Annotated in this window: 2 protein-coding genes; both read right to left on the reverse strand. The window is 74.2% G+C overall.

Annotated features, from left to right (window positions below; translation table 11 throughout):
* Window positions 1-84 precede the first annotated feature (84 nt).
* Window positions 85-1,641 carry a glycosyl hydrolase gene (locus tag GCU69_RS05480; protein ID WP_156205277.1) on the reverse strand — a complete coding sequence of 519 codons (1,557 nt, stop codon included), beginning with the start codon at window positions 1,639-1,641 and terminating at the stop codon, window positions 85-87.
* A gap of 380 nt (window positions 1,642-2,021) precedes the next feature.
* Window positions 2,022-2,777, reverse strand: coding sequence for a ZIP family metal transporter (locus GCU69_RS05485; RefSeq protein ID WP_098755055.1), 756 nt, complete (start codon window positions 2,775-2,777; stop codon window positions 2,022-2,024).
* Window positions 2,778-2,928 lie beyond the last annotated feature (151 nt).

Consider the following 2,928-nt stretch of genomic DNA (forward strand, 5'->3'; position numbering starts at 1 on the left):
CCGCACCTCACCGGGGCGGGTGCCGCCGGCCCCCGCGGGCCCGTCCCGGCAAAGGCCGGCCGGAGCAGCGAGGGCAGCCGGGCGTCATCTCCGGGCGCCGGCCTCCCGTGCGGCTGCCTCCCGGCCGGAGGAGTCGCTTTCCGGCGCGACGGTGGAGACGGGTGACGCGCCGGGCCCCGGCGGTGCCCCGCTGCCGGACCCCGCGCGCCAGTCGGGCAGTTCGTCCAGCGTGATCACGCCCTCGTCCCGGTACACCCGCTCCACGAACTCCAGCGGGTTGTACGCCTCGTCCGCGGAGAAGCCGCTCCAGGTGGTGAACCAGCTCCAGTCCGCCTCGTACGTCCGCAGCAGCTCCGGGTCGGGGATGGAACCGGTCTCGGTCAGGGCGACCAGCTTCTCGTCCCCGACGAGCTGGACCAGCTTCTCGTACGTGCCGCTGACGGGCCCGTGGTCGCCCTGCTGCGGGTAGGAGTCGGCCGAGACGATGTCCACGACGTCGTCTCCCGGATACCAGGCGGGGTCGACGGAGTTCCACACCCAGAGCAGGTTGTGCAAACCGTGGTGGTTCACCATCCGGTCGTACATGATCCGCCACAGCTCCTTGGCCGGCTCGGGGCCCTTGGCGCCCCACCAGAACCAGCCGCCCTCGGCCTCGTGCAGGGGCCGCCAGAGCACCGGCACCCCGGCGTCCTGCAACCGCGACAGCTCCTGCGCGATGGCATCGATGTCGCGCAGCAGCAGCTCGTACTCCGGCGACTGCTTGTCCGCGATCGCGGCGGCGACGTCGAAGGTGGTGGCGTCGGTGTAGAAGCCGCGCCACCACTCCTTGCCCGGCTCGTCGATCAGGCCGGAGGGCGCGTTCCAGTGCCAGACGAACGTGGTGATGCCGCCGCGCTCGTCCCAGGCCAGGGCGTTCTCCACCTCGGTCGAGGAGGTGCCGCGCTCGACCCGGCTGGGCGAGTAGTCCATCATGTCCAGCCCGGCCACCGCGGGTGAGGCGCCGACGTTGTCCTCCAGCCACTGGACGGAGGCCATGTCCTGCTGGCCGCTGAGGATGTTCTTGCCGTAGTTCCCGGTGAGGTCGCTCAGCAGCTCGCGGGCCTCGGGGCCGGCGTCCGGGTCGACGGGGGCACCGGAGACCTGGTGCGGGGGCCGGGGTTCGCTGGGACTGAGACTGATGGCGTCGATCTCGTACCAGCCCCAGTTGTTCAGGACGGTGACCGTGTTCTCCCCCTCCTCCAGCAGCACCCGGCCCGCGGCGGCGGTGCTGAAGGTGTCGGTGGGCGTGAAGGTGACGTCGCCCGCTCCCTGGCCGTTGACCTGGAGCGAGGCGGTCTTCTGCCCGTAGGGGGCGCGGTAGTGGATCGTCAGGTCGTGCAGCCCGCCGGGGCTGTCGGGCACGGTGACGGTGACGGAGTCGTCGGCCGCGTCGAAGCCCTCGACGTAGCCGGTGCCGGAGTATCCGGCCGCGCTGGTGCCCACCGTCACGCCGTGGAGCGCGCCGGTCTCGGCTTCGTACACCTGGGCTTCGGCCCGCGTGTCCGCCGGGTGCGCGGCGGCGCCCGGCGGGGCCGCCGACAGCGCCAGCAGGCAGGCCACCGAGGCGGCCAGCACACCTGACGGGGAAGTGCGGAATCTCATGTGGTGCCTCGCTTCCAAGTCACTCGCCGAAACCGTGGGAGCGCTCCCAGGCGGGCATTGGACCGGGAATTTGACACTCTGTCAATACTTCGGCCCCACTCCGCGTGCGCCCGCGGAGCCCGGTCGCCGGCCACCGGGCCGCGCGGCGGGGCGGCACCGCACCCGGGCCGGCACCGGCTCCGGCACCGGCTTCGGCTCCGGTACGGGGGCGGGGGCGGGGGCGCCGCTGGGTCCCGGGCACCGGCCGCCGGCGCCGACCCCCGTTCCGCCGCTTCCCCGGTTCCCCGCTCCGGACCGCGGGCCCGTCCGCTCCCCCGCCCGGCCGCTCTCCGGCTGGACCGGCCGGAACCGCCCCGGTGGCGGCTCCGCCCGCCACCCCGTCAGAGATGGGAGAGGGCGAACGAGACGAGGAATCCGAAGGTGGTGATCAGCCCGATCGCCAGATGCGCGTCGTCGAACGCCTCCGGGATCATGGTGTCCGCGATCATGGCCAGGATGGCGCCCGCCGCCACGGCCGTCACGGCGGCGATCACCGAGGGCGACAGGCCGCCGATGACGGCGTACCCCAGCGCCGCGGACACCGTGCTCGCGGCGGCGATGGCGCCCCACAGGCCGAAGACATAGCCCTTGCCGCGCCCCGCCTTGCGCATGCCGGCCGAGCTCGACAGCCCCTCGGGCACATTGCTGATGAACACCGCGGCCACGGTCACCGCGCTCACCGACCCCCCGCTCACCAGGCTCACGCCGATGACCGCCGACTCCGGCACCCCGTCGAGCAGCGCCCCCAGCGCCAGGGCCGCCCCGGAGCCGGCCTGCTGCGCCTCCGACGGCTGGGAGCGGCCGTGCCCGGATCTCTTGCGGTGCCGTGCGCCCCGGCGCGCGAGCAGCACATTGCCCGCGGTGTAGGCGACGGCACCGCACATCGTGCCGAGGGCCGCCGGGGCCAGGCCGGCCAGGTCGTACGCCTCCGCCAGCAGCTCGAAGGACACCGCCGACAGCAGGACTCCCGCTCCGAAGGCCATCACCGACGCGATCACCCGGCGCGGGACCCGCAGGACGTAGCCGAGCACCGCGCCGAGCAGCAGCGCGGAGCCGGCCAGCAGCCCCCAGGCACCCGCTTCGATCACTTCCGTCATGCCCGGGTGGGTACCCCCCGGCGCGGCCGGCTCCCATGCGACCGCGTCCATTCGGTCCCCCGGGACGCGCCCCGCGCCGCCGGTGCCGCCGGGCCGCCCCGGTCACCGGGCCGCGCGGCGGACACCCCCTCCGGCCACCGCTGCGGACCGG

The sequence above is a fragment of the Streptomyces lycii genome, assembly GCF_009735685.1.
Lineage (GTDB): Bacteria > Actinomycetota > Actinomycetes > Streptomycetales > Streptomycetaceae > Streptomyces > Streptomyces lycii.